The organism is Propioniciclava sp. LT432 (genome assembly GCF_059515965.1).
In genome coordinates this window covers 101,252-124,269 of sequence record NZ_JCAKNE010000004.1, presented here as the reverse complement: position 1 = coordinate 124,269, position 23,018 = coordinate 101,252, and the positions used below count along the sequence as shown (strand labels likewise).

At 70.0% G+C, this 23,018-nt stretch carries 22 protein-coding genes; 9 read left to right on the top strand and 13 right to left on the bottom strand.

Annotation, left to right across the window (positions count from 1 at the left end):
- Window positions 1-128 precede the first annotated feature (128 nt).
- From AC5YDV_RS03320 to AC5YDV_RS03295, 6 genes are all read right to left on the bottom strand, one after another.
- The gene (locus tag AC5YDV_RS03320) at window positions 129-896 is read right to left on the bottom strand and encodes a DUF4191 domain-containing protein (RefSeq protein ID WP_496182202.1); all 768 of its coding nucleotides are present in this window, start codon (window positions 894-896) and stop codon (window positions 129-131) included.
- On the bottom strand, window positions 897-1,844 hold the full coding sequence (lipA, locus tag AC5YDV_RS03315) for a lipoyl synthase (RefSeq protein ID WP_496182175.1): 948 nt from the start codon (window positions 1,842-1,844) through the stop codon (window positions 897-899). It lies immediately after the preceding gene.
- Entirely contained in the window at window positions 1,841-4,063 is a 2,223-nt protein-coding gene (locus tag AC5YDV_RS03310) for a 6-phosphofructokinase (RefSeq protein WP_496182174.1), read from the bottom strand. Before AC5YDV_RS03310 ends, lipA begins: the two co-directional genes overlap by 4 nt.
- 39 nt (window positions 4,064-4,102) lie before the next feature.
- Complete coding sequence (gene lipB, locus AC5YDV_RS03305; protein ID WP_496182173.1) at window positions 4,103-4,807, bottom strand: lipoyl(octanoyl) transferase LipB; 705 nt, start codon at window positions 4,805-4,807, stop codon at window positions 4,103-4,105.
- A gap of 91 nt (window positions 4,808-4,898) precedes the next feature.
- The gene (sucB, locus tag AC5YDV_RS03300; protein ID WP_496182172.1) at window positions 4,899-7,130 is read right to left on the bottom strand and encodes a 2-oxoglutarate dehydrogenase, E2 component, dihydrolipoamide succinyltransferase; all 2,232 of its coding nucleotides are present in this window, start codon (window positions 7,128-7,130) and stop codon (window positions 4,899-4,901) included.
- 94 nt (window positions 7,131-7,224) lie between these two features.
- Window positions 7,225-8,730, bottom strand: coding sequence for a leucyl aminopeptidase (locus tag AC5YDV_RS03295; protein WP_496182171.1), 1,506 nt, complete (start codon window positions 8,728-8,730; stop codon window positions 7,225-7,227).
- 79 nt (window positions 8,731-8,809) lie between these two features.
- Between AC5YDV_RS03295 and gcvT the strand changes: the two genes are divergently transcribed.
- Both gcvT and AC5YDV_RS03285 read left to right on the top strand, forming a co-directional pair.
- Window positions 8,810-9,907 carry a glycine cleavage system aminomethyltransferase GcvT gene (gcvT, locus tag AC5YDV_RS03290; protein WP_496182170.1) on the top strand — a complete coding sequence of 366 codons (1,098 nt, stop codon included), beginning with the start codon at window positions 8,810-8,812 and terminating at the stop codon, window positions 9,905-9,907.
- Window positions 9,904-10,221, top strand: a complete 318-nt coding sequence (locus AC5YDV_RS03285; RefSeq protein ID WP_496182169.1) for a hypothetical protein — start codon at window positions 9,904-9,906, stop codon at window positions 10,219-10,221. The genes gcvT and AC5YDV_RS03285 overlap by 4 nt, the downstream gene beginning before the upstream one ends.
- On the opposite strand, the gene AC5YDV_RS03280 is transcribed toward AC5YDV_RS03285, so the two are convergent.
- Together AC5YDV_RS03280 and AC5YDV_RS03275 are read right to left on the bottom strand one after the other, a co-directional pair.
- Complete coding sequence (locus tag AC5YDV_RS03280) at window positions 10,166-10,366, bottom strand: hypothetical protein (RefSeq protein WP_496182168.1); 201 nt, start codon at window positions 10,364-10,366, stop codon at window positions 10,166-10,168. The genes AC5YDV_RS03285 and AC5YDV_RS03280 overlap by 56 nt on opposite strands.
- A complete protein-coding gene (locus tag AC5YDV_RS03275) occupies window positions 10,366-10,917 on the bottom strand; it encodes a DUF3043 domain-containing protein (protein WP_496182167.1) in 552 nt (183 codons plus the stop codon). The genes AC5YDV_RS03280 and AC5YDV_RS03275 overlap by 1 nt, the downstream gene beginning before the upstream one ends.
- Before the next feature lie 163 nt (window positions 10,918-11,080).
- Between AC5YDV_RS03275 and AC5YDV_RS03270 the strand changes: the two genes are divergently transcribed.
- From AC5YDV_RS03270 to AC5YDV_RS03240, 7 genes are all read left to right on the top strand, one after another.
- The gene (locus AC5YDV_RS03270) at window positions 11,081-11,902 is read left to right on the top strand and encodes a PspA/IM30 family protein (RefSeq protein WP_496182166.1); all 822 of its coding nucleotides are present in this window, start codon (window positions 11,081-11,083) and stop codon (window positions 11,900-11,902) included.
- A gap of 6 nt (window positions 11,903-11,908) precedes the next feature.
- A complete protein-coding gene (pspAA, locus tag AC5YDV_RS03265; protein ID WP_496182165.1) occupies window positions 11,909-12,199 on the top strand; it encodes a PspA-associated protein PspAA in 291 nt (96 codons plus the stop codon).
- Entirely contained in the window at window positions 12,196-13,221 is a 1,026-nt protein-coding gene (locus AC5YDV_RS03260; protein ID WP_496182164.1) for a glycerate kinase, read from the top strand. Before pspAA ends, AC5YDV_RS03260 begins: the two co-directional genes overlap by 4 nt.
- A 105-nt stretch (window positions 13,222-13,326) precedes the next feature.
- The gene (locus AC5YDV_RS03255; RefSeq protein WP_496182163.1) at window positions 13,327-13,683 is read left to right on the top strand and encodes a HesB/IscA family protein; all 357 of its coding nucleotides are present in this window, start codon (window positions 13,327-13,329) and stop codon (window positions 13,681-13,683) included.
- A 178-nt stretch (window positions 13,684-13,861) separates the two neighbouring features.
- Complete coding sequence (gene ctaC / locus AC5YDV_RS03250; protein WP_496182162.1) at window positions 13,862-14,710, top strand: aa3-type cytochrome oxidase subunit II; 849 nt, start codon at window positions 13,862-13,864, stop codon at window positions 14,708-14,710.
- A 4-nt stretch (window positions 14,711-14,714) separates the two neighbouring features.
- Entirely contained in the window at window positions 14,715-16,448 is a 1,734-nt protein-coding gene (ctaD, locus tag AC5YDV_RS03245; protein WP_496182161.1) for an aa3-type cytochrome oxidase subunit I, read from the top strand.
- Window positions 16,445-16,858: a cytochrome c oxidase subunit 4 gene (locus AC5YDV_RS03240; RefSeq protein ID WP_496182160.1), complete on the top strand. Its 414-nt coding sequence runs from the start codon at window positions 16,445-16,447 to the stop codon at window positions 16,856-16,858. The genes ctaD and AC5YDV_RS03240 overlap by 4 nt, the downstream gene beginning before the upstream one ends.
- A gap of 193 nt (window positions 16,859-17,051) precedes the next feature.
- Here AC5YDV_RS03240 and AC5YDV_RS03235 read toward each other — a convergent pair whose 3' ends face one another.
- The 5 genes from AC5YDV_RS03235 to ctaE all read right to left on the bottom strand — a co-directional run bounded on the left by AC5YDV_RS03235 (window position 17,052) and on the right by ctaE (window position 22,913).
- On the bottom strand, window positions 17,052-18,509 hold the full coding sequence (locus AC5YDV_RS03235; RefSeq protein WP_496182159.1) for a GuaB1 family IMP dehydrogenase-related protein: 1,458 nt from the start codon (window positions 18,507-18,509) through the stop codon (window positions 17,052-17,054).
- A gap of 69 nt (window positions 18,510-18,578) precedes the next feature.
- A complete protein-coding gene (qcrB, locus tag AC5YDV_RS03230; protein WP_496182158.1) occupies window positions 18,579-20,255 on the bottom strand; it encodes a cytochrome bc1 complex cytochrome b subunit in 1,677 nt (558 codons plus the stop codon).
- The gene (gene qcrA, locus AC5YDV_RS03225) at window positions 20,255-21,331 is read right to left on the bottom strand and encodes a cytochrome bc1 complex Rieske iron-sulfur subunit (RefSeq protein ID WP_496182157.1); all 1,077 of its coding nucleotides are present in this window, start codon (window positions 21,329-21,331) and stop codon (window positions 20,255-20,257) included. The genes qcrB and qcrA overlap by 1 nt, the downstream gene beginning before the upstream one ends.
- Window positions 21,328-22,146 carry a cytochrome bc1 complex diheme cytochrome c subunit gene (qcrC, locus tag AC5YDV_RS03220; RefSeq protein WP_496182156.1) on the bottom strand — a complete coding sequence of 273 codons (819 nt, stop codon included), beginning with the start codon at window positions 22,144-22,146 and terminating at the stop codon, window positions 21,328-21,330. The genes qcrA and qcrC overlap by 4 nt, the downstream gene beginning before the upstream one ends.
- A gap of 29 nt (window positions 22,147-22,175) precedes the next feature.
- On the bottom strand, window positions 22,176-22,913 hold the full coding sequence (ctaE, locus tag AC5YDV_RS03215) for an aa3-type cytochrome oxidase subunit III (RefSeq protein WP_496182155.1): 738 nt from the start codon (window positions 22,911-22,913) through the stop codon (window positions 22,176-22,178).
- Between the last annotated feature and the right edge of the window lie 105 nt (window positions 22,914-23,018).

Genomic DNA, 23,018 nt, shown 5'->3' with positions numbered 1-23,018 from the left:
CCGAGGGCTCGCCTCCAGTGCGCCGAGGGCTCCCCTCCACTGCGCCGAGGGCCCGCCCACCCGCGGAAACCAGTGGTCCACGGCCGGAGAACCGACCGTGGACCACGGATGACGTCAACGACAGGGGATCAGCGACCCCGCATCGCGCGGTTGATGCCCTTCGGAGTCGGCATCGGACCCTTCGGGAGCGGGGCCTTGGGGCGCACGGCGTCCAGCGCGCGGATGCGCTGGCGCACCTCGGCGATCTGGTGGGGCTGCAGGACGGTCGGCATCTTGAGGATGCGCTTCTCCAGGTCGCCGAGGCGGACCTGACCCTGGCCGTTGCCGAGGTAGAGCGTGGTGACGGGCGTGCCGTGGGCGATCGACTCGTGCTTGCGGGCCTCGCCGTTCAGCAGGGGCTTGACGCGGCCCACGGTGCCCTCGCCGATCAGGACGACGCCGCACGGACCGACCACCCGGTGCACCAGGTCGAACTGGCGCGTGGCGGTGATGCCCATGTCGTACGTGTACTTCTTCTTGTTCAGCAGCTGGAGGGCGACCTCGGCGGAACCGGGCTGCCCCTCGTAGCGCTTCACCATGGCGCCCTTGACACGGCGCGTCAGGATCAGCATGGCACCCAGCAGACCGGACGCCAGCGCCAGCGGCAGCCACGCCCACCAGGCGAGGTTGGCGAGCACGCCGATGACGGCGATGACCGCGGCGACGCCCAGACCGACGCCGAGCATCCACCAGGTGACGGCGGGATCGATCTCCGCCGTCCGCTTGTAGGCCTCGCGGAGCTGGCGGATCTGGCCCCAGTCCTTGGGGTCGTCGCTGTTCTTCTTGCGCAGCTTCTCCGCCTTGATGGCGGCCTTCTGCTTAGCGGCGAGTTCCTTCGCCTTCTCGCTAGCCATGATTCACTCCACGATGTTGTTCTGCGGTGCCTTCTTGCGGGCCTCGATCGCCTGCCGGTAGAGGCGCCCCGCCCGATAGGACGAGCGGACGAGCGGCCCGGACAGCACTCCTGCATATCCTAGGGCCTTCGCCTCGTCCTCCAGTTCCTGGAACTCCTCGGGGGTGACCCAGCGGTCGATCGGGTGGTGCAGCGCCGAGGGCCGCAGGTACTGGGTGATCGTCAGCAATTCGGTGCCGGCGTCGCGCAGGTCGACGAGCGCCTGGCTGATCTCCTCGCGCGTCTCGCCCATGCCCAGGATCAAGTTCGACTTCGTCACCAGCCCCGCCTCGCGGGCCTGGGTCAGCACGCCGAGCGAGCGTTGGTAGTCGAACGCCGGACGGATGCGCTTGAAGATCCGCGGGACGGTCTCGACGTTGTGCGCGAAGACCTCGGGTGCCGCCTCGAACACGGTCTCCAGGGCCTTGCGCTCGCCCTTGAAGTCATCCACGAGCAGTTCGACGCCGCAGCCGGGGTTCAGCTCCCGGATCTGGCGACAGGTCTCGGCGTACAGCCAGGAGGCGCCGTCGGGCAGGTCGTCGCGCGCGACGCCGGTCACCGTGGCGTACCTCAGGCCCATCTCGCGGACGGACTCCGCGACGCGCCGGGGCTCGTCCTGGTCGTAGCCGGTGGGGCGCCCCGTGGCGATCTGGCAGAAGTCGCAGCGGCGGGTGCACTGGTCGCCGCCGATGAGGAAGGTGGCCTCGCGGTCCTCCCAACACTCGAAGATGTTGGGGCAACCCGCCTCCTGACACACCGTGTGCAGGCCGCCGTCTTTGACGCGGTTCTGCATGTCCTTGTACTCCGGGCCCATGACGGCCTTCGTCTTGATCCAGGACGGCTTGCGTTCGATGGGTGTCTCCGCGTTCCGCACTTCGATGCGAAGGAGGCGGCGAGGCTGGGTTTGGGTCACCGGGTCATCTTACGTGCCTTGCCGGGCACCGATGGGCGCCGTCCGAGTGCCTCGAGGACGGGGTGGAGCGCGTCCCACCACTGACGGTGGAGGCGTCCGGACGCCAGATCGACCTGCTCGAGGAGCTCGGCGAGGGGGCGCGCGCCATCGGGGGTCACGCCGACCCGATCCGTGCTCCCCGAGGCGAGGGCGTCGTGCAACCACACCATCGCCCAGGACGCCAGCCGGACGCTGGCGATCCGGTCGAAGGGTGAGGGGATGCCGCCTTGTTGGCTGTACCCGAGCACCACCCCTCGGACGGTGAACGCACCCCCGGACTCGGCCTCGAGCAGTTCGGTCACCAGCGGCACGGTGAACAGGCGGGAGGCGGCCTCGTTGCGCAGCGCCAGCCAGAGGTCCTGCCCCGAGGCGAAGTCGGCGCGCATGCGGGCGGCGTCCTCGGCCAGCATCGCCAAGGTGATGCCCTCCTCGTGCAGGTAGACCCGCTCGGCACCGGCGGCCACCCCTTGGGTCAGCGCGAGGAAACCGCAGGACCGACCGGTGACCTCCACGACGAACGCGCGCGGCTCGGCCGTCGAGGACCGCTTGACCTGGTCGATGTTCGTGACGCCGACGTTCAGCGCGGTGTCGGCGCCGATGGCCATCGCCACGCCGGGCAGGTTGTTGTCGATCGAGCACGGCACCACCACCATCGGCAGGTCGAGGGCCGGGAAGTCCGCCACGCCCGCGTCGAGCACGGTCATGGCGCGGTAGGCGTCGAGCCCGCCGATCAACACCAGGGCGTCCAGGCGGAGCTCGGTGACGGACGCCGCCAGCGCGGGCAGGTCGTCGGGCCCGGGGACGGTCCGCCGGGTGCCGAGGTGCGACCCCGGGGAGCGAACCCACCCCTCGATGTCGGGCCAGCCCAACGTGACGACGTCGCCGGCGGCAAGGCCGGGGAACCCGCCGCGGACGCCGAGCACCTCGTGACCGCGGTCCAGGCCGAGGCGGACGATCGCCTGCGCCGCGGTGTCCATGCCGGGCGCGATTCCGCCACAGTGCAGGACGCCGATGCGGCGGCTTCCCGTACCCCCGGCCTCCGCGGGCTCTCGTGGCCGGGACAGTCCCAGGAACGTGCGGTGCATGTGCACGAACGAGTGCCCCCGCAGGGCGGCCGCCTCGTCCAGGCGGCCCTGGGCCAGGAGCGCGTCCACGCTGGTGGTGGCGGCCACGGCGTCCGCCAGAGGGGTGGTGACCGGGACGTTGTCATGGACGCCCACGAGCACGGGTGCCGGGTCGGGGCCGAGCAGGTGCTGGAGCGCGGCGTGGCCGACGAGGGCGCCCATCCAGCGGTCGTAGGCACTGGGGCGTCCGCCCCGCTGCACGTGGCCCAGGACCGTGATCCGGGCGTCCTCGCCCATCTCCTCGGCCACCGTACGGCGGACCTCATCGGAGCTGACCGGGCGTCCCGACACGTCCCGGGCACCTTCGGCGACGACGACGACGGACGTCCGGCGCCCGGCTGCCCGCGCCCGGTGCAGCACGCCGGCCAAGTCGGCGCGCCAACCGTCCGCGAGCGGGTGTTCGGGAACGATGACGGCATCGGCTCCGCCGGCAATGGCGCTCATCAGGGCGAGGTAGCCGCAGTTGCGCCCCATCACCTCGATCACGAAGTTGCGGTCCTTGAACGCCGCCGTGCTGGCGATCGCGTCGATGGCCTCGACGATGCGGTGCAGCGCGGAATCAGCCCCGATCGTCATGTCGGTGCCCACCAGGTCGTTGTCGATCGACCCGGCCAGGCCGACGACGGCCAGCCGTGGGTGGGCGGCTGCACGGGCGGCGTCGAGGGTGCCACCGGCCACGAGCTCCGCCAGGTGCTGGCTCCACTCCTCGCGGAGGAGTGCGGCCCCCGCGAGCGACCCGTCGCCGCCGATGACGACCAGCCGGTCGATCCCCGCCCCGACGAGCGAGGCGACCGCGGCGCGGCGTCCGGCGGGCTCGCGGAACGCGGTGCAGCGTGAGGTGCCGAGCAGCGTCCCGGGTTCGGCGGAGGTGCCGGCCACGTCGTCCCAGCCAAGCGGCACGAGGGAATCCCCGCCGTCAATGGCGCCCTGGTAACCGTCACGGATGCCGACGACCTGCACGCCCGCCGTCACACCAGCCCGGACGACGCCGCGGATGGCGGCGTTCATGCCGGGGGCGTCCCCGCCCGACGTCAGGACACCGATGCGCGCTGCCATGACCCCACCCTAAGGGCGTGTCGCTTGCGGTGCGCCCTGTCAGCTGCGACCGGGGGCGCCGGTGGTGAGGGTGAACGCCAGGTGTTGGGCCAGCAGCGGTTCGAGGGAGTGCGCGACCTCGACCAGCGAGGGCGGGGGGCCGCCCAGTTCATCCTCGATGCTCGTCACTCCCGCGTCGCTGATGCCGCAGGGGACGATGTTGCCGAACGGGCCGCACGCCTGCGACCCGACGTTGAGGGCGAAGCCATGCATGGTCGTCATCCGCGCCACGCGGATGCCGATGGCGCAGATCTTGCGCTCGGGCCGGACGCCGTCGGCGGCGAGCCACACGCCGGTGCGGCCCTCGACCCGCGTGCCCTCGATCCCGAGGGGTTCCAGCACCTCGATCACGGCCTGCTCGAGGCGACGGACGTACTCCAGCGGCCCGAACTGTCGCGTGAGGGTGATGATCGGGTAACCGACCAGTTGGCCGGGTCCGTGGTACGTGATCTTGCCGCCGCGATCGACGTCGACGACGGGCGTGCCGTCGAAGGGACGTTCCGACTCGAGCGTCCGGCGTCCGGCCGTGTAGACGGGCGGGTGCTGGACGTACAGCACCTGGGGCCCGATCTCGCCCGCCACGACGCGGGCGTGCACGGCGCGTTGGAGGTCCCACGTCTCCTGGTAGTCGCTCGGCGCCAGGTCGGAGCCGTCGAAGCCCAGGTAGTCGAAGGTGAAGCCGTCAACGAGGGAGGGAGATCGCACAGGGCGACCCTACTCAACTCGCCGGACCCGGACGGCGACGTGCCCGCCCCCGGAGGGACGGGCACGTCGCGCGTGGTTCGTGCTAGGCGGCTCAGGCGCCGAACTCGGCGCCGAAGTCACCCTCCTCGAGCCGTGCCTTGACGAACGACAGGAAGCGGGCGGCCTCCGCGCCGTCGACGAGGCGGTGGTCGTACGAGACCGAGAGGTACATCATGTCGCGGATCGCGATGACCTCACCGAGCTGGGCGTCCTTCACCACGACCGGGCGCTTCACCAGCGCGCCGGTGCCGAGGATCGCAACCTCGGGCTGGTTCACGATCGGCGTGTCGAACAGGGTCCCGGCGGAACCGTAGTTCGTGATCGTGAACGTGCCGCCCGACAGCTCGTCCGGCGTCACCTTGTTGGTGCGCGTCCGAGCAGCGATGTCGGCGATCTTCTTGGCCAGGCCCGTGACGTTGAGGTCACCCGCGTCCTTGATGACCGGGACCAGCAGGCCACGCTCGGTGTCCACCGCGATGCCGATGTGCTCGGCGTCCGCGTAGGTGATCGTCCCGGCCTCGGTGTCGATCTGGGCGTTGAGCTTGGGGAACTGCTTGAGGCCCTCGATCGTCGCCTTGGTGATGAAGGGAAGGTAGGACAGCGACGCACCCTCGCGCGCCTTGAACGCGTCCTTGGCCTTGGCGCGGACCTTGCTGATGTTGGTCAGGTCGACCTCCACCGTGGCGGTGAGCTGCGCCGAGACCTGCAGCGACTCGACCATGCGCGAGGCGATGATCTTGCGCAGGCGCGACATCTTCTCGGTCGTGCCACGGACGCTGGAGGCGGCTGCCTCGGACTTCGGGGCGGACGCTGCGGGTGCGGCCGGAGCGGCAGCGGGAGCCGGGGCAGCGGACGCCGCGGGAGCGGCCTCCTGCTTCGGCGCCTTGGCGGCCTCGGCGGCGGCGAGGACGTCCTGCTTGCGGATGCGTCCACCGACGCCCGAACCCTTGACGGAGTTCAGGTCGATGCCGTGCTGGGCGGCGAGCTTGCGCACGAGCGGGGTGACGTAGCCCGAGTCCGGCGCCTCGGCCCCACGGGGGGCCTGGGTGGCGGCGGGGGCCGGCGTCGCCGGAGCGGGCGCGGCGGGAGCCGGAGCGGGCGCTGCGGGAGCCGGAGCGGGCGCTGCGGGGGCTGCCGGAGCCGTGGCTGCCGGAGCGGCGGCGACCGGGGCCTCGGACGCCTCCTCCTCGGCGAAGGAGCTCGCGCCCTCGGCGGAGGTCGTGCGGGCGTCGGCGCCGAGCTTCTCCTGAGGCTTGGCGTTCGCGTCGCCGACGATGGCCAGGACCGCGCCGACCTCGGCGACCTCGTCCTCGCCGAAGCGGATCTCGAGGAGCGTGCCCGCGACGGGGGAGGGGATCTCGGTGTCGACCTTGTCGGTGGAGATCTCGACGAGCGCCTCGTCGGCCTCGACGGTGTCGCCGACGGCCTTGAGCCAACGGCTGATCGTGCCCTCGGTGACGGACTCACCGAGCGCCGGCAGGGTCACCTCGGTGCCTTGCGCCGGGCCGGACGCCGCGGGTGCGGCCGGTGCCGGGGCTGCGGGCTGCTCGGCGGGAGCCGGAGCCTCCGGAGCCTCCTGGGCGGCCGGGGCCGGGGTCTCGGCGGCGGGCGCGGGCTGCTCCGCCGGAGCCGGGGCAGCCGCGGGGGCGGCCGGGGCGGCAGCGGCGTCGCCGACGATGGCCAGGACGGCGCCGACCTCGGCGACGTCGTCCTCGTCGAAGCGGATCTCGAGGAGCGTGCCCGCGACGGGGGAGGGGATCTCGGTGTCGACCTTGTCGGTGGAGATCTCGACGAGGGCCTCGTCGGCCTCGACGGTGTCGCCGACGGCCTTGAGCCAGCGGCTGATGGTGCCCTCGGTGACGGACTCGCCGAGTGCCGGCAGGGTCACCTCGGTGCCTTGCGCCGGGCCGGACGCCGCGGGTGCGGCCGGTGCCGGGGCTGCGGGCTGCTCGGCGGGAGCCGGAGCCTCCGGAGCCTCCTGGGCGGCCGGGGCCGGGGCCTCCGCGGCGGGTGCGGCGGGCGCGTCGCTGGCGCCGGTGGCCTCGCCGGGTTCCCCGATGACGGCCAGGACCGCACCGACCTCGGCGACGTCGTCCTCGGCGAACCGGATCTCGAGCACGGTGCCCGCGACCGGCGAGGGGATCTCGGTGTCGACCTTGTCGGTGGAGATCTCGACGAGCGCCTCGTCGGCCTCGACGGTGTCGCCGACCGCCTTGAGCCAGCGGGAGATCGTGCCTTCTGTGACGCTTTCACCCAAGGCGGGAAGGGGGACATTCGTCGGCATGCTCACAGGCTCCTTCTTCGATGACTGGCCGTAACGGGGTCCAGACTAGCCCTCCGTGGGACAGATCCACATCCGGGGTGTGCGCCGGCGGACCTCACCGGCCGGACCGCTGGGCCAGCGTCCGCGCCAGTGACACCAGCGTGCGGACGCCCGCGCCCGTCCCACCCTTGGGGACGTAGTCGTAGGCGGCGGCGCCGTTCCACGCCGGACCGGCGATGTCGAGGTGGGCCCACCGGACGCCGTCGGGCACGAACGCCTGCAGGAATGCCGCCGCGGTCAGGGCGCCGCCGTAGCGGGTCTTGCCCGACGACGCGAGGTCGGCGACCTCCGACTTGAGGTTCTCGCGCACCTCATCCGGAATCGGGAGCTGCCAGAACGCCTCGCCGGACGCCTCCGCGGCGTCCATCAGGTCGTCGGCCGTCTCGTCGTCGGACGCCATGAGACCCGAGACCCGCTCGCCCAGCGCCACAACGCAGGCACCCGTGAGGGTGGCGATGTCGACGATGAGGTCCGGGTGGTCCTCGCCCGCACGGACGATGGCGTCGGCCATCACGAGGCGACCCTCGGCGTCCGAGTTGGCGTTCTCAACGGTCTTGCCGCCGTACATGCTCAGCACGTCGCTCGGGCGGTAGGCCGAGCCGGACGGCATGTTCTCGGCCATCGCGGCGTACGCGGTGACCTTGACCTTGAGCTTCAGGTCCGCGATCGCGCGGATCGCGGTGATCACCGCCGCGGCGCCCGCCATGTCGCACTTCATCGTGATCATCCCGTCGGCGGGCTTCAGGTTGAGGCCACCGGTGTCGAACGTGATGCCCTTGCCCACCAGTGCCAGGTGGGTGGTCGCGCCGCGCGGGGCGTACTCGATGCGGACGAGGCGCGGCGGGTGCTGCGACCCACCGCCGACGCCGAGGATGCCGCCGTAACCACCGCGGGCCAGGGCCTTCTCGTCGAGCACCTCCACGTCGAGGCGGGCATCCTTCGCCAGGGCACGGGCCGCTTCGGCGAAGGTCTCCGGGTAGAGCGCGTTCGCCGGGGTGTTCACCCAGTCGCGGGTGCGGTTCACGGCGGTGGCCACGACGAGGGCCTCGGACACGTGCGTGCCGGCGTCCTTCGCCGCGGACAGGATCGTGATCGAGCCGATGGGCCGCCGGGGGGCCTCGAGGGACTCCTTGACGTAGCCGTAGGCGCCCAGGAAAGCACCCTCGGCGGCGCCGCGCAGGACCTCGGGCTCGAGGGCCTCGAGGCTGACGGCCAGCGACAGCGTCCGCTCCCCGGCGATCGCGGCGGCGGCACGCACCGCGTTGCCGGCGGCGCGGCGCACCTGCTCCGGCGTCACGTCGACCCCACCCAACCCGGTCACCACGATCCCGGGCGTGCCCGGGAGGACGACCGTGGTGCCCGGCTTGGCGGCGCCGCCCAGGGCCTGGGCCGAGGCGAGCAGCGAGGAACCGTGGCGCTTGGACCACGCCTTCTCGACGTCGTCGGGGACGCCCACGAGCACCGGTCCGTCGGAGGCGTCCGCCAGGCCGACCACGAGGAGGTCGGCGTCCTTGGGCAGGGTGGCTGCGGCGGTGAGCGAGGGGAGCGCGGCGGTGGGCACGGTTTCGTCTCCAATCAAGGGGCACGGGACTTCATGGGGGTCGGGGTCTCACCCTACCCACTGCGGTAGGTTCTGGGTCATGCCCGAACTGTTGACCTCTCCGCTGCACGACCACCACGTGGCGCTCGGCGCCAAGTTCGCCGAGTTCGGGGGCTGGTCCATGCCCCTGCAGTACTCATCGATCGTCGCCGAGCACAAGGCGGTGCGCGACGGCGTCGGCGTCTTCGACGTGAGCCACCTCGGCAAGGCCCGGGTGTCGGGTCCCGGGGCGAAGGACTTCGTGAACCGGTGCTTCACCAACGACTTGGCCAAGATCGGCTCCGGCCAGGCCCAGTACACGATGTGCTGCAACGAGTCCGGCGGCGTGGTCGACGACCTCATCCAGTACCTGCGGGCCGACGACGACGTCTTCCTCATCCCCAACGCGGCCAACAACGCCGAGGTGGTCTCCCTGCTGCAGGCGGCCGCCCCCGAGGGCATCACCGTCACCAACCAGCACGCTGACTTCGCGGTGCTCGCCGTCCAGGGTCCGCTGTCCGACGAGGTGCTGGCGAGACTGGGCGTGGACGCCGAATTCGACTACATGCAGTTCCGCGAGGGCACGGTGGCCGGCCGCCCCCTCACCGTGTGCCGGACGGGCTACACCGGTGAGCGCGGCTACGAACTGGTCTGCCGCACCGAGGACGCCGCCGCGGTCTGGGACGCCGTCATGGCCGCGGGCGAGGAGTACGGGATCCGGCCGTGCGGCCTGGGCGCCCGCGACACCCTGCGCACCGAGATGGGCTACGCCCTGCACGGCCACGAGCTCAGTCTGGACATCACGCCAGTGATGGCGCTGGCCGCGTGGGCCGTGGGCTGGGACAAGGACGAGTTCTGGGGCGCGGATGCGCTCCGCGCACAGCGTGCCGAGGGTCCTGCCCGTCGCATCCGCGGCATCCGTTCGACCGGACGGGCGATCCCGCGGCCGGGCATGGACTGCGTCGACACCGAGGGCAACGTCGTCGGCACGGTGACCTCGGGCACGTTCTCCCCGACGCTCGGCCTGGGCATCGGGCTCGCGTTGCTGGACAACGCGTACAAGCCGGGCGCCGAGGTCGGCGTGGTGGTCCGCAGGAGCACGGAGACCTTCGACGTGGTCAAGCCCCCGTTCGTCGAGACCCAGGTGCGCGAGTCTTGAGCCGACGCCTCGCCGGCCACCTGGCGGTCGTCGTCATCGGGCTGGCCGTCGCCCTGTGGGCGGTGGCCAACCTGCTCAACCCGTCGATCGACTGTCGAGGGGTGCCGATGGCGCCGGGCGACGTGTGCAGCAACGCCGAGGGCACCAAGATCCAGACCTACGCCGACCGCCTCGAGGCATTGCAGTTCTCCACGCCCGTGATGGTGGGCGCCGGCGTCCTCATCGCCGCCTTCGGCGCGGGGCTGGGGATCGGCGAGATCAGGCGAGCAGGCTCATCGGGCCGTACACGACCCGATCACCCTCCAGCAGCGTGACGCTCTCGGCTCCCGCCTCGACCAGGTCCTCGTAGGACGAGGTGAGCCACGCCTCGGCGTCCGCCTGGGTGGGGAACTCCTGCCCGAGCCCCGCCTCGGCCGCCGCGTCGGCGTCCGGGGTCGGGTCGGCCGACCAGCGGAACATCAGTGGGTCTCGCCGCGCTTGACGCGCGGGGCGGGACGACGCCAGCGACGGAACGTCATCTGCCGGTTGAACCCGTACATGAGGAGGCCGCGCAGCGGAGTGCCCGGGTGGCGCGCGGCGAGCTTGGCCTTGTACGTCCGCCACATCAGGAACAGGTCGGCGACCATGATGATGATGTAGGCCCACGAGGCGTACAGCAGCCACTGGACGTAGGGGATGACCGCCGGGATCAGCGTCGCCGCCATGATGCCCAGTAGCACCGGCATCGCGAACTCGGCGGGGTTGATCCGTGCGTCGACGTGGTCACGCATGAGCACGCGGGCCGGCGAGGCCTCGACCTCGGCGAACTGGCGATCACGGGCCGCCATCTGGATCTGGCGCTGCCGGGCCTTCGCCTCCTTCGGTGAGAGGGACGGGTTCAGGCGCTGGCGGCGCGCGGCCTCGGCCTCGCGCCGGGTCGGCGTCGGCGCCGACTTCTTGGCGCCCGCGACGTGCGCCTGCGTCGTCTCCGGCGTCGGCTCGGGCTCGGCGGGCTTCTTGAACAGGGCCACGGTTCCTCGGATTCGGCTGGTGGTGTGTGATCGCCGGCCAGTCTATTGCAGAGTCAGGGTCGGTTCCGGGGGACCACCCCCACAGGCGCCCCTGCCCACGCGCGGGTCCCGCGGCTAGGCTGGCGGGGCACACCCCGTTCCCACGGAAGGACCCACGACCACCATGGCTGGTTTGTTCGAACGCCTCAAGCTTGTCTTCAACGCCAAGGCCGACAAGGCCCTGGACAAGCTCGAGGATCCGCGCGAAACCCTCGACTACTCCTACCAGCGCCAGCTCGAGCTGTTGCAGAAGGTCCGTCGCGGCGTCGCCGATGTGGCGACCAGCCGCAAGCGCGTCGAACTCCAGGCCAACCAGCTCGACGCGGAGATGAAGAAGCTGACCCTGTCGGCGCAGCGCGCGCTCGAGGTCAACCGGGAGGACCTGGCCCGCGAGGCCCTGACCCGCAAGTCGGGCCTGCAGAGCCAGCTCGACGACCTGATGACCCAGCACGCGACGCTGCAGGGCGAGGAGGAGAAGCTCGTCCGTGCCAGCACCCGCCTGCAGGCCAAGGTCGACGCCTTCCGCACCCGCAAGGAGACCATCAAGGCCACCTACTCCGCGGCCGAGGCCCAGACGCGCATCAACGAGGCCTTCACCGGCATCTCCGAGGAGATGGGCGACGTCGGCTTGGCGATCCAGCGAGCCGAGGACAAGACGGCCCAGATGCAGGCCCGCGCCGGCGCCATCGACGAGCTGCTGTCCTCCGGCGCGCTCGAGGACCCGACGGGCTCCTACAAGGACGACATCACCCGCGAGCTCGACTCCCTGGCCTCGTCGTCCCAGGTCGAGAACGAACTGGCCTCCCTCAAGGCGTCGATGGGGGCACTGCCCGCCGGGAACGGCGCGCAGGCCACCCCGCAGCTGTCGGCGGCGCCGGTCGACGCCGAGGTGACCGAGGTGCCGGACGCCCAGGCCGAGGGCAAGCCCGCCGGTCGGGGGGAGTGATCGGAGATGATCGTCCGCATCCTCAATGAGGGGCAGTACAGGCTCGACGATGACGAACTCGACCTGCTCAACGCTCTGGACGACGACGTCGAGTCCGCGGTCAAGGCCGGCGATGAGGACTGGCTGCGCCGCGCCCTCGGACGGCTCCTGGAGGAGGTCCGGAGTCAGGGCACCATCCTGGACGACGACCTCCTCCTGGACTCGGACGTGATCGTGCCTGACGAGGACGTCTCGCTGGAGCAGCTCCAGGAGTGGATCGGCGAGGGCGACTCCTTCGACGGGTTGCTCCCTTCGTGAGAGTCGTCGTCTGCACCGACCGGATCGGGGCCCTCGCGTCGTCTGACGCGGGGGCCGCGATCGCTCGTGCCTTCGTCGCCACGAGGCCGGGCGTCCACGTCGCCGTGGTGCCCATGGCCGCCGGTGGTCCCGACCTGGCCGCCGCACTGGACGCGCTGGGCGACGACTCGGTCGTCGTTCGGGACCCGGACGCCCACGCCCTCCCCCACAGCCACCACGACCACACCCACGGGGACGAGGAGCCGCTCGGCGTGGATCCCGCCTCCAGCTCGCTCGGGGTGGGGCGGGCGCTGGCGTCCGCCCTGGCCGAGCGACCGCGGCGCGTCGTCGTCGACCTCACCGGCCTGGTCACCCACGACGGGGGAGCCGGCATCCTGCACGCGCTCGGGGCGGTCTCCGACGTCCGGCTGGACGCCGGCGCCGGCAAGCTGCGCGACCTGACGGCGGTCGACCTCGCTCCCGCCCGCGACCTCGTCGGCGACACCGAGCTCGTGGCGGTCGTCGACTCCCACGAGATGGGGGACATGCTGCTCGGCCTGCGGGGCCTCACCTCGCGGCGCGGGCGTGCCGCGGGAACCGACCCCGCCGTGATGCTCGCCACCGACGCCGCCCTCGGCTCCCTCGCCGGCGCGGTCGGCGTGCCGGACGCCCCGGGCCTCGGCGCGGCCGGGGGAGCCGTCCTGGCGCTGACCGCCCTGGGGGCGTGGACGACGTCCGGGCCCTCGCTGTGCGCGGGGATCGCCCAGCTGGAGCGCACGGCGTCCGTCGCCGACGTGGTCGTGACCGGTTCGGACGTCCTGGACTTCGCCCACCGCGGCGGCGACGTGGTCACCGAGGTGGCGGCCCTGGGGGAGCGGACGCTCCGGCCCGTGGTCGTGGCGGCGCGCAGGGTCGACATCTCGGGGCGTGAACTGCGCACGTTCGGTGTCGAGGTCGCCTATCCGCTCGGCGGCGAGGACGACCTGGGGTCCGACGAACTGACCCGTCGCGCCGCGGGGATGGCGTCCAGCTGGACATGGTGAGCTTCGCTTGTGGGCAAGGCTGACCTAAACTTGGGTCGCACGCGTTGGAAAACGACGCCTTGTCGGGCGTTGCGCGGCATCTGACTCACCCGGAGGAACCATCTCATGAGCGTTGACACCCAGACCGAGGCCGTGGCCGACGGCATCATCCTGACCCAGGGCGCGGCCCAGAAGGTCTCCGACCTGGCCGCAAGTGAAGGAGAGGAGGGCTTGGCCCTGCGCATCTCCGTGGCACCGGGCGGCTGCTCGGGTCTTCGCTACCAGTTGGCCCTGGACGACCGTGAGCTCGAGGGCGACATCGAGAAGGAGTGGTACGGCGTCAAGGTCGTCACCGATCGCATGAGCGCCCCGTACCTCGCCGGCGCGACGATCGACTTCGTCGACACCATCCAGCAGCAGGGCTTCACCATCGACAACCCGAACGCGGGCGGCTCCTGCGCTTGTGGAGACAGCTTCCACTGACGAGACGGTGGCCTTGCAGGTCACGATCGGGACACGTTCGTCCCACCAGTCGACATCCCGGCGCTTCGTGAGAGGCGTCGGGATGTGTCTTTGGGTTAGTCTTTCGCCGAGCATCGACTTCCATGGCCGGGCGCTGCCCGGAAGCAAGGGTCGACCCAAGAATCGGAAGGGTGTGACAGTGGCTTCGAAGAGAACCTCCAAGGCCGCGCGACGCATCTGGGGAGCTGCAGCCGCCACCGTCGGCGCTCTGGCCCTCAGCGGGTGTTCGCAGGCGACGATGGAGCAGTGGGGCCGATGGGGGCTTCCGGAGGCCGCCAGTGACCGGGCCCCGTTCATCGGTAACCTCTGGAATGGGGCCTGGATCGCCTCGATGGTGATCGGCGTCCTCGTCTGGGGGCTGATCGGTTGGGCGATCTTCCGCTACCGCCGCAAGCACGACGACGAGGTGCCCCGTCAGGTCAAGTACAACCTGCCGATGGAGATCCTCTACACCTTGGTCCCCTTCCTGATCATCGGCGTCCTGTTCTTCTTCACCGTCCAGGCGCAGAACGGTGTCCTGGCCAAGGAGAGCGATGACGCGGTCCACAAGATCGACGTGATCGGGCAGAAGTGGTCGTGGACCTTCAACTACATGGAGGCCGACAACCCTGCCATCGGCGTCGACGCGCACACCGTCGGCACGGTTGAGGAGATCCCGACCCTCGTCCTGCCGCTCGACAAGCCGGTCCGGTTCAAGCTGAACTCCGCCGACGTCATCCACTCCTTCTGGATCCCCGACTTCTACTTCAAGCTGGACGTGATCCCCGGTCGCACGAACACCTTCGACGTGACCGCCACCAAGCCCGGCACGTTCCTCGGCAAGTGCGCCGAGCTGTGTGGTACGTACCACGCGGCCATGGTCTTCCACGTCGAGGTGCTGCCCGAGGCCGAGTACAACGCGTACGTCAAGAAGCTCGCCGCCGATGGCCAGACCGGCGCGCTGATCGTCCCCGAGTTCCCGTCCACCGGGCCGAAGCAGGAGGGCTGACCCCATGACCACCCTTGCCCGAACCGATTCCGGCGTGGCTGCCCGTCCGGCCCGCTCGAAGGATCTGGGAGCCATCATCTGGTCGTGGATGACCACGACCGACCACAAGGTCATCGCGAAGCTGTACATCTGGACGGCGCTGGCGTTCTTCGCCTTCGGCGGCCTCCTCGCGCTCGCGATCCGTGCGGAGTTGGCCTTCCCCGGCCTTCAGTACCTGCACTACGAGACCTTCAACCAGTTCTTCACCATGCACGGCACGATCATGCTGCTGATGTTCGCGACGCCGATGTTCGCGGCCTTCGCGAACGCACTCATGCCGCTGCACATCGGTGCGCCCGACGTCTCGTTCCCGCGCCTCAACATGTTCAGCTACTGGCTGTACCTGTTCGGCTCGCTGACGGCCTGCGCGGGCTTCCTCAGCCCGGATGGCGCCGCGTCCTTCGGCTGGTTCGCGTACGTCCCCCTGTCGGACGCCGTGCACTCGCCCGGCGTCGGTGGGGACCTGTGGCTCGCCGGCCTGTACATGCTGGGCCTGTCCTCGATCCTCGGCGCGGTGAACTTCGTGACCACCATCGTCACGATGCGTGCTCCCGGCATGACCATGTTCCGCATGTCGATCTTCACCTGGAACATCCTCGTGACGTCGATCCTGATCCTGGTGGTCTTCCCGGTGCTGGCGGCCGGCCTCCTGGTCCTGCTCAGCGACCGCGTGCTCGGCACGCACATCCTGGACGCCGCCACCGGTGGTGCCCTGCTGTGGCAGCACCTGTTCTGGTTCTTCGGTCACCCCGAGGTCTACGTGCTGGCGCTGCCGTTCTTCGGCATCATCACGGAGATCATCCCGGTGTTCAGCCGCAAGCCGATCTTCGGCTACGTGGGCCTCGTGGGTGCCACCCTGGCCATCGGTGCCCTGTCGATCTCCGTGTGGGCGCACCACATGTTCGTGACCGGCGCGGTGAACCTGCCGTTCTTCTCGTTCATGACGTTCATGATCGCCGTGCCGACGGGCGTGAAGTTCTTCAACTGGATCGGCACGATGTGGAGCGGATCAGTGAGACTCGACAGCCCCATGTTGTGGGCCGTCGGCTTCCTGACCACCTTCCTGTTCGGTGGCCTGACCGGCGTCATCCTGGCCTCGCCCCCGCTCGACTTCCAGGTGTCCGACACCTACTTCGTCGTCGCCCACTTCCACTACGTGCTGTTCGGCACCGTCGTCTTCTCGATGTTCGCCGGTTTCTACTTCTGGTGGCCGAAGTGGTACGGCTACATGCTCGACGAGAAGCTGGCCAAGCTGCATTTCTGGCTCGTCTTCGCGGGCTTCCACCTGACCTTCCTCGTCCAGCACTGGCTGGGCGTCGAGGGCATGCAGCGCCGTATCGCGGACTACCTGCCGGGTGAGGGCTTCACTCTGCTCAACCAGATCTCCACTGTCGGCGCGTTCCTCTTGGGAATCTCGATGCTGCCGTTCATGTGGAACGTCTACAAGAGCCACAAGACTGCCGAGCGCGTGACGGTCGACGACCCGTGGGGTTGGGGCCGCTCGCTGGAGTGGGCGACGTCCTGCCCGCCCCCGCGTCACAACTTCACCAAGCTGCCGCGCATCCGTTCCGAGGCGCCCGCGTTCGACCTGCACCATCCCGAGGTCGCCGGCATCGGCCCGCACCCCGTCAATCCGTTGCAGGAGGCGATCGTGGCCGAGGAGTCCGAGGCCGCCACGTCCGAGGAGGCCACCCGATGAGGACCGAAGCGAAGATCTTCCTGTTCCTGGTCATCTTCTTCGCGGTCGTGTCGCCGGTCTACGCGTACATGACCTTCCGGATGGAGGGCCGGGTCGAGCCCATCGGCACCACGGTGCTGCTGCTGACGCTCCTGTTCTCCGCGATGGTCTGGGGCATGCTCGCGCTGACCGGTCGCTCCAACGGTCCGCGTCCCGAGGACCGCTCCGACGGCGAGATCGTCGAAGGGGCCGGCGCCCTCGGCTTCTTCCCGCCGACCTCGATCATCCCGTTCTGGTCGACCGTGGCCATCACGGTGATGCTGCTCGGTGTCGTGTTCGGGTGGTGGTTGACCCTGCTGGGCATCGGTCTCGGCATCTACGCCGCCATGGGCTGGGCGTACGAGTACTACGTGGGCGACTACCAGCACTGAGGCGAACACCCACAGACGGGGACGGACCTTCGGGTCCGTCCCCGTTTCCGTCGCCAAAACGCGCTGGACGGCCCTGTGGGGCGATGGGACGCCGGACTTGGCAAAAGGGTGTGGGCTACTCGGACGAAGGTCCGCACGAGGCCCCTGTGGCCCTTGGGAGGGGCCTCTCCGGGAAGGCAGAGGCTTCTCCGGATTACCAGCTGCTGTGCAGCGGGCGGCCCTCCTCGTAGCCTGAGCGGCTCTGGACGCCGATGGTGGCGCGGGCGTGGAAGTCGGGCAACGTCCGCGCGCCGGCGTACGTGCACGACGAGCGGACGCCCGAGGTGATGAAGTCGACCAGGTCCTCCACGCCCGGCCGAGCCGGGTCGAGGTACATCCGCGAGGTGGAGATCCCCTCCTCGAACAGGCCGGCCCGGGCACGCTCGAAGAAGGTCTGCTGCTGCGTGCGGGCCCGCACGGCACGGGCGGAGGCCATGCCGAAGGACTCCTTGTAGACGCGGCCGTCCGGATCCTGCATCAGAGACCCCGTGGATTCGTGCGTTCCGGCGAACCAGGAGCCGATCATCACGGCCCCGGCGCCGGCCGCGAGCGCCAGGGCGACGTCGCGGGGATGCCGGACGCCGCCGTCCGCCCAGATGGCCTTGCCGGCGTCCGCGGCCGCCGCCGCGCAGTCGAGCACGGCCGAGAACTGGGGGCGCCCCACACCCGTCTGCATGCGCGTGGTGCACATGGCTCCGGGGCCGACGCCCACCTTCACGATGTCGGCGCCGGCCTCGATGAGGTCGAGGGTGCCCTCCGCCGTGACGACGTTCCCGCCCACGAGGGGAACCCGGTCGCCCGTGGCGGCCTCGTGTGCGTCGCGCACACCTCGGACCGCGGCAAGCGTCTCGAGCATGCGGTCCTGGTGGCCATGGGCGGTGTCCATGACGAGGACGTCCGCCCCCGCCGCGAGGAGGGCCCGGGCCCGCTCAGCGGCCTGACCGGAGATGCCGACGGCGGCACCGATGCGGAGGCGACCGGCGGCGTCGACGCTGGGGGAGTAGATGGCCGAGCGCATGGCGCCCTTGGTGGTGAGGACGCCGACGAGGTTGCCGGCGGGATCGACGGCGATCGCGATCTTGCGACGGCTGTCCGTCAGGGTGTCGAAGACCTCGCCGGGGGAGGCGGTCTCGGGCACGATGGTGAGGTCCGTGGTCATGACCTCGTGCACGGGCACGAAGCGATCCACTCCCGCGGCACCCGAGGCCGACAGCAGGCCGACCGGCCGTTCGCCGTCCAGCACCACGGCGATGCCGTGCGAGCGCTTGGGGATGAGGGGGAGTGCCTCGGCCACGACCATGTCCGGCGTGACGCGGATGGGGGTGTCGAAGACGGTGTGCGCTCCCTTGACGCGTTCGATGGTCGACGTCGCCGCTTGGTGCGACAGGTCCTGGGGGATGATCGCCATGGCGCCCCGCCGGGCCACGGTCTCGGCCATGCGGCGTCCGGAGACCGCTGTCATGTTGGCCACGACCAACGGCGTCGGAAGTCCCAGCCCGTCCGTGGAGGTGAGGTCGACGTCCATCCGGGATCGCACGGATGAGCGGTTCGGCGACATGAAGACGTCGTCGTAGGTCAGGTCGTGGTCGGGCTTGCCCGTCGTGAAGCGCACCGGCCCAGACTACCGCCGCAACGCAACGGGCCCCCTCCCGAAGAAGGGGGCCCGATGGATTCCGGTGACTCAGGTGAGCTGCTTGGGCCCATCCTCGTGGTGGTGCGCGTCCTCGATCTCGGACCGGGTCGGCTTGGGCACGTCGTCCCCGGTGAACCAGCTCGACAGACGGGCGCGCAACCCGGTGATCGAACCGGGGCCTGACAGCTTCACGCCGTGCTCGTCGTGCGCCGGCGTGGCCTCCAGCGGCTCGAACTGGCGGTGCTGGGTCAGCGTGAACGCCTCCTCCTGCGAGATGGGGGCGTGGGGCTCGTGGTACCCACCGGCGGGGGACTGGACGATGATGCCCGATTCCGAACCGTGCAGGACACGCTCCCGGTCGCGGCGCTGCAGTGAGACGCACAGCCGCTTGGTGATGATGAACGCGATGACCGGGCCCACGAAGACCGCGACGCGCAGGAACCAGGTGACAGCGTTCAACGAGACGTTGAACTGCGTCGCGATGATGTCGTTGCCGCCACCGGCCCACAGGAGTCCGTACGCGGTGATGCCTGCCACTCCGAGCGCCGTCCGGGTCGGGGCGTTGCGCGCGAAGTCGAGCACGTGGTGGTCGCTCTTGTCGCCGGTGAGCCACTGCTCGACGAACGGCCAGGCGGCCAGGGCGGTGTACAGGATCCCCATGAGGATCGCGAACGGGATGAAGATGTTCCACGACCACGTGGTGCCGCCCCAGTGCGACTCCCAGCCCGGCATGATGCGGACGGCGCCCTCGACCCAGCCCATGTACCAGTCCGGCTGCGAACCGGCGGTGACCTGCGCGGGGTTGTACGGGCCGTAGAGCCAGACCTGGTTGATCGCCATCGTGGCGCCCATCAGGACGAGGACGCCGAAGACGATGAAGAAGAAGCCGCCCGCCTTGGCCATGTAGACGGGGAAGAACGGGTAGCCGACGACGTTGTTCTCCGTGGCGCCCCGGCCCGGGAAGTGCGTGTGCTTGTGGTACACGAGCAGCGCCATGTGGGCGGCGATGAGGCCGAGCAGGATGGCGGGGACCAGGAGGATGTGCGCCATGTAGAACCGGGCGATGATCGCGTCGCCGGGGTACTCGCCACCGAAGACGAAGAACTCCATCCAGGTGCCGACGATCGGAATCGATCGGATCGCGCCGTCGGTGAACCGGAGGCCGGTGCCGGACAGCAGGTCATCGGGAAGCGAGTAGCCGGTCATGCCGGCGATCATGCCGAGGCTCAGGAGGACCACGCCGATGAGCCAGTTGAGCTCACGCGGCTTGCGGAAGGCGCCGGTGAAGAACACGCGCAGCATGTGCGCGGTCATGGCCGCCATGAACAGGAGGGCAGCCCAGTGGTGGATCTGGCGCACCAGCATGCCGCCACGGACGTCGAAGCTGAGCTGCAGGGTCGACTCGAACGCCTGGCTCATCTGGAGGCCGCGCATGAGCTCGTAGCTGCCGTGGTACTCGACCTCGGCCATCGACGGCTTGAACCAGATCGTCAGGAAGACGCCGGTCAGGAGCAGCACGACGAAGCTGTAGAGGGCGATCTCGCCGAGCAGGAACGACCAGTGGTCGGGGAAGACCTTGCGCAGGCCGTTCCCGATCTTGGCGAACCCCACCCGGTCGTCCACCCAGGCCGCGGGGCCGGACAGGGTCTTGATGGTGTTGGTCTCCTCCGGGCGACGCGCCTGGAGGATGTCGCTCTCCGGAGTGATGCCGATGGGCTTGGCCATCACCGATCACCGTCCTTGTAGTCGTTGCGGGAGTCGCGCTCGAAGTAGCTCGGGCCGACGGGGACCGTGAAGTCGCTCTGGGCGACGAGGTAGCCCTGGGCGTCCACCTTCAGGGGCAGCTGCGGCAGGGCGCGGGCCGCCGGGCCGAAGACGACGACACCGGAGTTGCCGAGGTCGAACGTCGACTGGTGGCAGGGGCACAGCAGGTGGTGCGTCTGCTGTTCCCACAGGGAGATGGGGCAGCCGACGTGCGTGCAGATCTTGCTGTAGGCGAGGATGCCGCCCACGTGCCAGTCCTGACGAGACTCGGGGACCTTGATCGAGTTCGGATCCATGCGCACGACGATCAAGGCCGCCTTGGCCTTCGCATTCTGGTAATCCTTGCCGTGGAGGTCGCGGAGGTTCTCGGGCTCGGCGTTGACGAGCTGGCCGATCTCGAGGTCGGAGGCCTTGAGCGGGATCCAGTTGGTGTCGTTCACCACGCGGACGCCGTCGGCCCAGATCGTCTTCTCGATGGTCTCGCGTCGGAGCGCGGCCACGGGCCACGGACCGAGGTCGGCCAGGGTCACCAGTGCGGGGACCGCGACGATGCCGAGCGCGCCGCCCAGGGACAGCAGGACCATCTTGCGGCGGGACACACCGGCATCGGCGACGCCGTGGCCGGCGGCCTCGACGAACGCGGCCCGCTCCTCCTCGCTGGAGGCTGCCGGGTGCCGGTACTGGGAGATCTCGGTGTCGGTCATCAGCTGGCGCGCCCAGTGGATCAGCCCGATGCCGATGAGCAGGACGGCGAGGCCACCGGTGAGGCCCAGCAGCACCGAGTGGACGTGCCAGTTGACGCCCAGCAGGTGGGCGGTGGCGTTGCCGGGGACCGCGAAGTAGATCACCACGAACGCGATCGCGAACAACGGCACCAGTCCGAAGATCGTGACCACTTGGCGGTAGGCCCGGTTGCCGGCGTCGGGGTCGACGTCGGACCACCGATCGACGTGCTCCTCGGGGCCCGGGTTGGGCACGGGGTAGCGCTCGGGGTCGTCCTCGATCGTGGCGAGGGTGGTCAAGTGGTCGTGGCTCATTTCGCGCGTGCTCCTCGAGAAGCGATCCAGGTGGCAACCAGGGCGAGACCGCCGATGCCGAGGACCCAAGCCGCGAGGCCCTCGGTCACGGGGCCGAGGCCGCCGAGGGAGAAACCGCTCGAAGGCTGCTCCTCCAACTCCTTCAGGTAACCGATGATGGAGGCCACGTCCTTGTCGGGGATGGCCCCCTCGGAGAAGACGGGCATCTGCTGCGGGCCGGTGCGCACGGCCTCGTAGATGTGCAGCGGCTCGACGCCGTGCAGGGCGGGGGCGTACTTGCCGTTGGGCAGTGCACCGCCGTTCGCCGCGGCCTGGTGGCACGCGGAGCAGTTGGTGCGGAACAGTTCACCGCCGCGGGCGATGTCCTCCTCGCTCAGCTGGCTGTAGTCGTAAGCATCGCTCTTGGGGATCTCCGGGCCCGGGCCGAGGGTCTGCACGAAGCTGGCGATGTTGTTGATCTCCTGCGGCGTGTACTGCACCACCTTGCGGGGAGCCTGGGCGCCCGGCTTGGCCATCGGCATGCGGTTCGTGGCCATCTGGAACTCGACGGCGGCCGCACCCACACCCACGAGGGACGGGCCCTGGGAGGTGCCTTCGCCGTTGAGGCCGTGGCAGGAGGAGCACGTCACCTGGAACAACGCCTTGCCCTCGGCGACCTGGGCGGACATGCCCGTGTCGGCCGCCACCTGCGTCGCGGGGGCGAGGGCGGCGTACAGCGCGCCCATCAGGACGAGGGCGAGCGCCAGCGAGAGGGGGCGCGCAGCCTTCCTTCGCTGAGCAGAGGAGGGCCGCCTCCTGATGTTTCGGAATCGCATCGATGCGCCTTTCGAAGTGAGGGGGACGGTCAGCGGATGAGGTAGATCACCGCGAACAGGATGATCCAGACGATGTCGACGAAGTGCCAGTAGTACGACGTCACGATCGCATGGACCCGCTGCTCATGCGTGAACGTCCGCGCCACGAAGGTGCGGCCGATCATGAGCAGGAAGGCAATGAGGCCACCGAGGACGTGGAGGCCGTGGAAGCCCGTGGCGAGGAAGAACGCGGAGGTGTACGCGTTGGTCTGCGGGATGAAGCCCTCCGACGCCAGCAGGGCGTACTCGTAGGCCTGGCCCCCGATGAAGAACGCGCCCATCAGGAACGTGAGGACGTACCACTCACGCATGCCCCAGGAGGCCGGGTTGAGGATGCTGCCGGTGCGCGACACATACCCCTTCTCCGCGCGGAACACGCCGATCTGGCAGGTGACGGAGCTGAGCACCAGGACCGTGGTGTTGATCAGCGAGAACCACGGCAGGTTGATGCCGAACCAGTCCTGCATGAAGTGGGCGGTGCCCCACTCCCACATGGTCTGCTCACCCGGTGCCGCCATGGCCGTCGTGTGGTTGCGGAGGTTGAAGTACGCGGCGAACAGGGCCGCGAAGAACATCAGCTCGCTGGCGAGCCAGATGATCGTACCGACCGCCAGCATGTCCGGCTTGCCCTTGATGCCGTGCAGGCGTGCCGGGGCAATCGGGTGGATGGCTCCATGAGGGATGACCGGGAGCGCACTCGACTTCGTTGTATTCGCCACGGGCGTCATTATTACCGGGAACCCTTCTCCGGGTCACGTTGCGGCGAGCCACGGTGGACAAAATGGGTCGGTTCGTTACCTGTCCGTGACTTGCCCCGCGCCAGTCTGGGCTCT

Bases quoted from the DNA above. Each gene is read 5' to 3' on its own strand.
- qcrA (WP_496182157.1), bottom strand. From the start codon at position 21,331: ATGAGCCACGACCACTTGACCACCCTCGCCACGATCGAGGACGACCCC.
- ctaD (WP_496182161.1), top strand. From the start codon at position 14,715: ATGACCACCCTTGCCCGAACCGATTCCGGCGTGGCTGCCCGTCCGGCC.
- AC5YDV_RS03280 (WP_496182168.1), bottom strand. From the start codon at position 10,366: ATGTTCCGCTGGTCGGCCGACCCGACCCCGGACGCCGACGCGGCGGCC.
- qcrB (WP_496182158.1), bottom strand. From the start codon at position 20,255: ATGGCCAAGCCCATCGGCATCACTCCGGAGAGCGACATCCTCCAGGCG.
- pspAA (WP_496182165.1), top strand. From the start codon at position 11,909: ATGATCGTCCGCATCCTCAATGAGGGGCAGTACAGGCTCGACGATGAC.
- ctaE (WP_496182155.1), bottom strand. From the start codon at position 22,913: ATGACGCCCGTGGCGAATACAACGAAGTCGAGTGCGCTCCCGGTCATC.
- sucB (WP_496182172.1), bottom strand. From the start codon at position 7,130: ATGCCGACGAATGTCCCCCTTCCCGCCTTGGGTGAAAGCGTCACAGAA.
- AC5YDV_RS03240 (WP_496182160.1), top strand. From the start codon at position 16,445: ATGAGGACCGAAGCGAAGATCTTCCTGTTCCTGGTCATCTTCTTCGCG.
- gcvT (WP_496182170.1), top strand. From the start codon at position 8,810: ATGCCCGAACTGTTGACCTCTCCGCTGCACGACCACCACGTGGCGCTC.
- AC5YDV_RS03270 (WP_496182166.1), top strand. From the start codon at position 11,081: ATGGCTGGTTTGTTCGAACGCCTCAAGCTTGTCTTCAACGCCAAGGCC.
- qcrC (WP_496182156.1), bottom strand. From the start codon at position 22,146: ATGCGATTCCGAAACATCAGGAGGCGGCCCTCCTCTGCTCAGCGAAGG.
- AC5YDV_RS03255 (WP_496182163.1), top strand. From the start codon at position 13,327: ATGAGCGTTGACACCCAGACCGAGGCCGTGGCCGACGGCATCATCCTG.
- AC5YDV_RS03310 (WP_496182174.1), bottom strand. From the start codon at position 4,063: ATGGCAGCGCGCATCGGTGTCCTGACGTCGGGCGGGGACGCCCCCGGC.